This is a genomic window from Bradyrhizobium sp. (assembly GCF_030646015.1).
Lineage (GTDB): Bacteria > Pseudomonadota > Alphaproteobacteria > Rhizobiales > Xanthobacteraceae > Bradyrhizobium.
The window spans coordinates 1-5,281 of sequence record NZ_JAUSLT010000180.1 but is presented as its reverse complement, the minus strand read 5'-3'; the positions used below and the strand labels follow the sequence as shown (position 1 = coordinate 5,281).

4 protein-coding genes, 1 tRNA gene and 1 pseudogene are annotated in these 5,281 nt (G+C 58.4%); 1 reads left to right on the top strand and 5 read right to left on the bottom strand.

Annotated elements, in window-relative coordinates:
- Positions 1-79 precede the first annotated feature (79 nt).
- The 3 genes from Q7T45_RS26270 to Q7T45_RS26260 form a co-directional block, all read right to left on the bottom strand.
- Complete coding sequence (locus Q7T45_RS26270; RefSeq protein WP_304874841.1) at positions 80-232, bottom strand: hypothetical protein; 153 nt, start codon at positions 230-232, stop codon at positions 80-82.
- Positions 233-506: 274 nt separating this feature from the next.
- Positions 507-797 carry a hypothetical protein gene (locus Q7T45_RS26265; RefSeq protein ID WP_304874839.1) on the bottom strand — a complete coding sequence of 97 codons (291 nt, stop codon included), beginning with the start codon at positions 795-797 and terminating at the stop codon, positions 507-509.
- Between the two features lie 959 nt (positions 798-1,756).
- Positions 1,757-2,533, bottom strand: coding sequence for an outer membrane protein (locus Q7T45_RS26260; protein WP_304874838.1), 777 nt, complete (start codon positions 2,531-2,533; stop codon positions 1,757-1,759).
- Positions 2,534-2,777: 244 nt separating this feature from the next.
- On the opposite strand from Q7T45_RS26260, the gene Q7T45_RS26255 reads away from it, so the two are divergent.
- Positions 2,778-3,101, top strand: a complete 324-nt coding sequence (locus Q7T45_RS26255; protein ID WP_304874837.1) for an addiction module antidote protein — start codon at positions 2,778-2,780, stop codon at positions 3,099-3,101.
- Between the two features lie 1,348 nt (positions 3,102-4,449).
- Here Q7T45_RS26255 and Q7T45_RS26250 read toward each other — a convergent pair.
- Positions 4,450-4,525, bottom strand: a tRNA-Lys gene (locus Q7T45_RS26250).
- A 155-nt stretch (positions 4,526-4,680) separates the two neighbouring features.
- Positions 4,681-5,281, bottom strand: a pseudogene (locus tag Q7T45_RS26245) (glycosyl transferase family 2); the annotation flags it as partial.

Below are 5,281 nucleotides of genomic sequence, written 5' to 3'. Positions count from 1 at the left end.
TCTAATTCTCCCGGAAAATTGGGCGAGTATGATGCTGCCGAGCGCTTGCCGTTCTTCTACCGACAACACCTTGTTCATCTCATTTCTTCGCCTTCAGCCCGATCTCGACGAGCCGGCGGATGGCCTCCGGGCGTGTCATTTCCGGAGCGTTTTCAGAAATCCAACGCGTCAATTTGCTCAGCCATTCATCGTCAACACGGACGCCGATAACTGTGAGCTTCTTTGGGCTCATTTTGTGACCTTAACCCTCAGCCCCAGTTCGACCAGCCGGCGAATGGCTTCTGGACGCCCGGGCAAGTCATCCTGCTTACGACGCCAATCGTCTAGCATCTTTGCCATATCGGGTTGGACGCGGACGAGCACCGGATCACCGGTAGCTGCTGCCCGCTTCTTTGGCGATTTCGTGATTTCACGAGTTGATTTGCCCATGAGGTCATGATATCACGAAAGCAAGCCGGGGCAAGGCTGACACCTCGCGCCCGGCTCTAACGCCGGCGGGCTTTCTCTTATGTGTCGCGTTTTAGTTTCCGACGTCCCCAGTGCTTTGTCTTTGACGGATCGTATTCCGGTATCGGCTTCGCGCCGTGCAGCGCCAGCATCATCCCTACATGGGCGTGCATCAACGGCCCGCGGTCTTCGGCGGCCATGATCACGGCCTCGCCGGCGGCTTGCCAATCCGGACTTCGCTGTTCGGCCGCCGGCAGCTTCATGATGTAGGCAGCCGCATCCTTCAGCGTAACGATCGGCTTTCCTTTCGGCGGCTTGATCGGATCGTCGAAGGGGCGGGACCAGGGCACGATTCAACTCCGGAACGCCACATCTTACCGGACGTTCAGACTTTTTTAATAAATCTTTAACGTTTTGGGCTCGACCATAGGATGGAGTTTTCAAGAGAGGTGCGCGATGGAAGACATTTCATGGACCGATCTCGACATGGATGAGCAGCGCGCTATCGCAATCTTGGGGGCGGGGGCTTCGTCGGAATCTTGCGATCCTGCGGCCCTTCTGACTTTGACACGGCTCGGCCTCCTAAGAGGTTTGCGATTGACACCTGCGGCAGAGCAATTGCGGAGAGCGGCTATCCTGCACGAACTGGCGGCGTAACCCCGTCGGGCCCTAAACCAAGGCGTAGGACTACGGAGCGGCCGGCCGCGGCGGACTTTTCAATTAGTTTACGGTTTTGCGCCATAAGCCTGTCGGTATGGAAACCAAGATCAAAGTTCATTGCACCCGCTGCCGTCTGCCCTTTCGTGAAAGAGCAAGCCAGATCAAAGAGGGGTATCAGGCGCAATGCCCGAACTGTAACCGACTCATTACTTTCAGCAGCGATTCCGCCGATACTGGTGTGCGTAAAGCCATGACTGAGGCGCGGAGGATGCGCTATGGCGTTCCAGCACCGACGCTGAACGAACAGCCCCGTTCCTAAGACCACATCATTTGGCCGCACTTTCAATTCCGGCGCGCCTGCGACTTCCGCCGGCCCCAATGCGGGGGGGCGATTCGTTCTGGGCGTCATCCGCTTAAAAGATCACCGTCGACGCAGAAATTGAGTACATCGCGGGGATCCGCATCGGCTGCGATGAAGGGCTCGAAGTCGCCGCGGCGAATCCGCATCGCGATTTGGCTTTGGATCATAAGCCGGACCGTAGAGGCCTCATCCTCCAGGAGCGGGCCGTTGGCATCCATCCACTTCGACGATGCGTGCAAAAAAGCCCCGGACTATGCCGGGGCTTTTGATTTGATCGGGTCGGGAAGATCAGTACTTCGCGACGACCGGCCCACCCCAGCGATAGTTAATCCGGACGGTGACCAGATCGACATCCTGATGGATACGATCCGTGGTTGAGAAAACGCCCGCCGGACCAAAGTTTGCGGACGTATAGAAATTGACATCACGGGAGCCCATGAACATGTGGTCGTATTCAAATGCGACCGACCAGTTCGGAGCGAAGCCGTATTCGAGGCCGACACCGACCACACCACCCCAACGGTTCTCGCTAGCGTAGTCGTTCGCCAGCCCGGTCGGGATATCGTAGGTGGCGTACTTGTCGCGGGTAACGGCGGCACCGCCCTTGACGTAGACCAGCACGTTGTTCCAGGCGTAGCCAATCTGGGCGGTAAACAGACCGAACGCGTCGATCTTCGACTCATCCAGGACGCCGGGGAAGAACTGGTTGGCGTTGCTGCCCTTGAAATTTGCCCAGTTGCCCTGTGCCTCCAGACCGAACACCCAGGAACTCGCCTGCCAGCGGTAACCGATCTGGCCGCCGACCGTGCCGCCGGTCGCGTCATGGCAACCTTCCACGCCGGGGGGCACAAGGATCACGCCAGCATCGTTGACGATATCCCAGCACTTGCGGCTTGAACCCCAGCCACCGTTGGCGCCGATGTAGAAGCCGCTCCAGTCGTAATACGCAGCGACCATCACGGGCGGCGCCTTGGTGTAGGGACGGGCAGCGAGATCGGCGGCCGAGGCGGGAGCCGCGATGCCAATCGCAACCAGCCCAGCCATGCCCATCAAAATCTTTTTCATGATCTTTTCCAGTTCTTGTCCGCTTCGCTTGGTCCCCGCGCGTTGAAAATTCGTCGCGGGTCCGCCCGACCATCAGCAAACCTAATCCGATTCAACTCGAAAAACCGTCACCCAACTGCAACACTTGGCGGGAAACAGCTAGCCGGCTCCGCAGGTCGCGGCTACGCTGGACAAAATATAGACTATTCATATACTTAGGACCATCTGTCGTGTTTTGATCCTCGGGGGAAAGGCCAAAAAATTGATGAACGAGCAGCCCCCTCCAACTCCCAGTGACGTTGCCACTTTTCTAAATCAAGCTTTCGAATCTGGCGACGTTGAACGAATCTGTCTCGCAATCGGATTGGCCTTGAAAGCCCATAACATCGCCGATGTCGCAAGAAAATCTGGATTGGATCGACCTACCGTTTACAGAGCATTCGCCGGAAACGGAGCATCCCCCAATTTCACCACGGTGATCGGGGTGCTAAGTGCAATGGGTTTCAGGCTCAAAGTGACCGCAAAACGGGGCGGCCGCGCTAGCGTGTCAAGGATTCGTTCTCGTTCTCAAGCTCGCTCCCAATCATAGTCCGCCCTGGCATCGGCGCCATGCAATGACGCTGGCGAGCCAGCTCCCGGACGGCACGGCGGACGCCGTGATTATCCTACGGCTGGCGAACGAGCTTGCTGAGGGATTTTTGGCCGGCAGCGAGAAGCCCGAACCGGCCAAGGTTCTGACTATCGTCCGAGATCGGCCCTGAATAGATACCCGCCTGTGTACCGAGTGTGCGCGGGCGGTGTCTCTCGCGAGAGGTAGTTCGGCAGCAGGGCCGGCATCCGCAGCCGTTGGGCAAGGCCCTGCAGATCTGCGGCACTGGGCCGTTCAGTCGAAGAAGCCGCCACCCGATCTAAGGCAACAACTAAATCGGACAACCAATCTGTATCTGCATCGGCTTGCCGCCGCGACTGTCCCATGGGTTCCGTCCTTGAGAGGCCGGATTCAATCTGCGAACAGAGCTAATGTTCCGGGAGCAACTCGAGTTCCCTACAAACTGGGGCCGCTAAGTCTGCGATGAAATCGAATATAGACAAGCTCGCGATGGCCGCCGCTGGTCAGCCCCCTGCGGCGGTTTCGCTTTTGCTGTGTCGTTCGTCGAACAGAACGAACTTTTTGATCGGGGGAGGACCAGCGTATAATAGCCGAACGCAGGTACTGGCCGAAATAGGCCACTCGCAAATAGGCTACTGGAACGAACGCGGGCCGGGGGGCTGAATAGGGCTGTCAGACGTTCCCTGCGAAACAGTATTGCGCAGCACGTCCAATAAGGTACGCAATCAAGGCTGCACTGGAAAAGAATATCAAGGTGCCGACGATCTCTGTTGCCGTACCGCGTCCAGTAAAGATCGATCCCAATATAAACATCGTTTCGAAAAGCAAACAGAGCAGGGCTATGGCTCGGCCCAATTGGAAGATTCCGTTGGCTAAATGGGTCATTACCGTAAAGCAAATCCGTGGCAAACTAAGCCATGTTGCTTTCCTTCAATGAAGTCCGCGTTAAAAAGCGTGGCAAGCCGAAAATAATTTATTGCGTAGCCAAAGACCTAGGCGGGTCAAGCATTCAGCCGCGGTGACGACCGAGGGCAGTGTGTGTTCAGATTTTGGGATTGCTTTGCCGAGATGCGCGACCGCTTCGCGCAAGGTGGCGAGCCTGGCGCCATTCTCCAATACGATCGGCTCGTCAAAACGCAGGGACCAGGACACACGCAACTCCGCAACAGAACCGGGATTCAAGCGCCTTTGTGTCGAATCGTTCCGGTGCGCTGGCAGCCGAACCGAGTTCGTCCTGCGGCTAGGGAAGCTTTGTCCGATTGTGCCCCGGGTGCGCCCCCAGCACTAACGTCAATCCTTAAAAAATCCGATAAGTCATTGATTTCGTTGGTGAGCGCGGAGGGACTCGAACCCTCGACCCCATGATTAAAAGTCACGTGCTCTACCACCTGAGCTACGCGCTCACTTGCCGCGCTGTGTAGGGGGCGGCCGGGTGCGGGTCAATAGCGGGGCGGGGCGCAAATGTCGGGATGGGGACGGCGCGGATTTATGAGCCGATACGGGCCTTTATCGGCGATTCCTCACCTGCGCGGAGGCTGTGGAAAAGTCGATTTCGGGGTCAGCTGGCCTCGCGGCGGACTTCTGACGCCACCGGCTGCTGGCTGGCGGCCACCGTCGGCAGCGCCTCGGGGCGCAGGCCGATCAGTTCGAGGCTGCGGACGCCGGCATAGCGCCAGAACTCGAACGAGTTGATCCGCGAGCTCTCGAGAATCGCGATCGCCACCGCCGACAGGAACGGCAGGCTTTGCAGCACCAGCACGCCGGCGAAGATGTAGATCTCGCGGACTTCCTTCTGGCTGTTGGTGACCACCAGCACCGCGGCGCCGATCAGCAGCAGCACGCCGATCACCGCTTCCCAGAACGCCTGGAACTCGATCGACATCCTGGACAGGCCGCCCTTGGAGGTGCGGGCGAACGGCAAATGTTCGGTGATCAGGCCGTTGGCGACCGCGCGCGAGACGGTCCACTGCACCGACATCGCGGCGATCATGGCGCCCAGCATCTGGCCCCATTTGATGTGAACCCGCAGCCGGTACAGCACGATGAAATGCGCCAGCGAGACCACGAAGGCGGCGATGATCGGCAGCGTCAGGATCTTGTCGGGAATGGAGATGTCGGCGAAGGCGACGATCGGCACCCAGATCAGGTTGAGGATCGCG

Coding starts and splice junctions, on each gene's coding strand:
- Q7T45_RS26270 (WP_304874841.1), bottom strand. CDS start 232: ATGAGCCCAAAGAAGCTCACAGTTATCGGCGTCCGTGTTGACGATGAA.
- Q7T45_RS26260 (WP_304874838.1), bottom strand. CDS start 2,533: ATGAAAAAGATTTTGATGGGCATGGCTGGGCTGGTTGCGATTGGCATC.
- Q7T45_RS26255 (WP_304874837.1), top strand. CDS start 2,778: ATGAACGAGCAGCCCCCTCCAACTCCCAGTGACGTTGCCACTTTTCTA.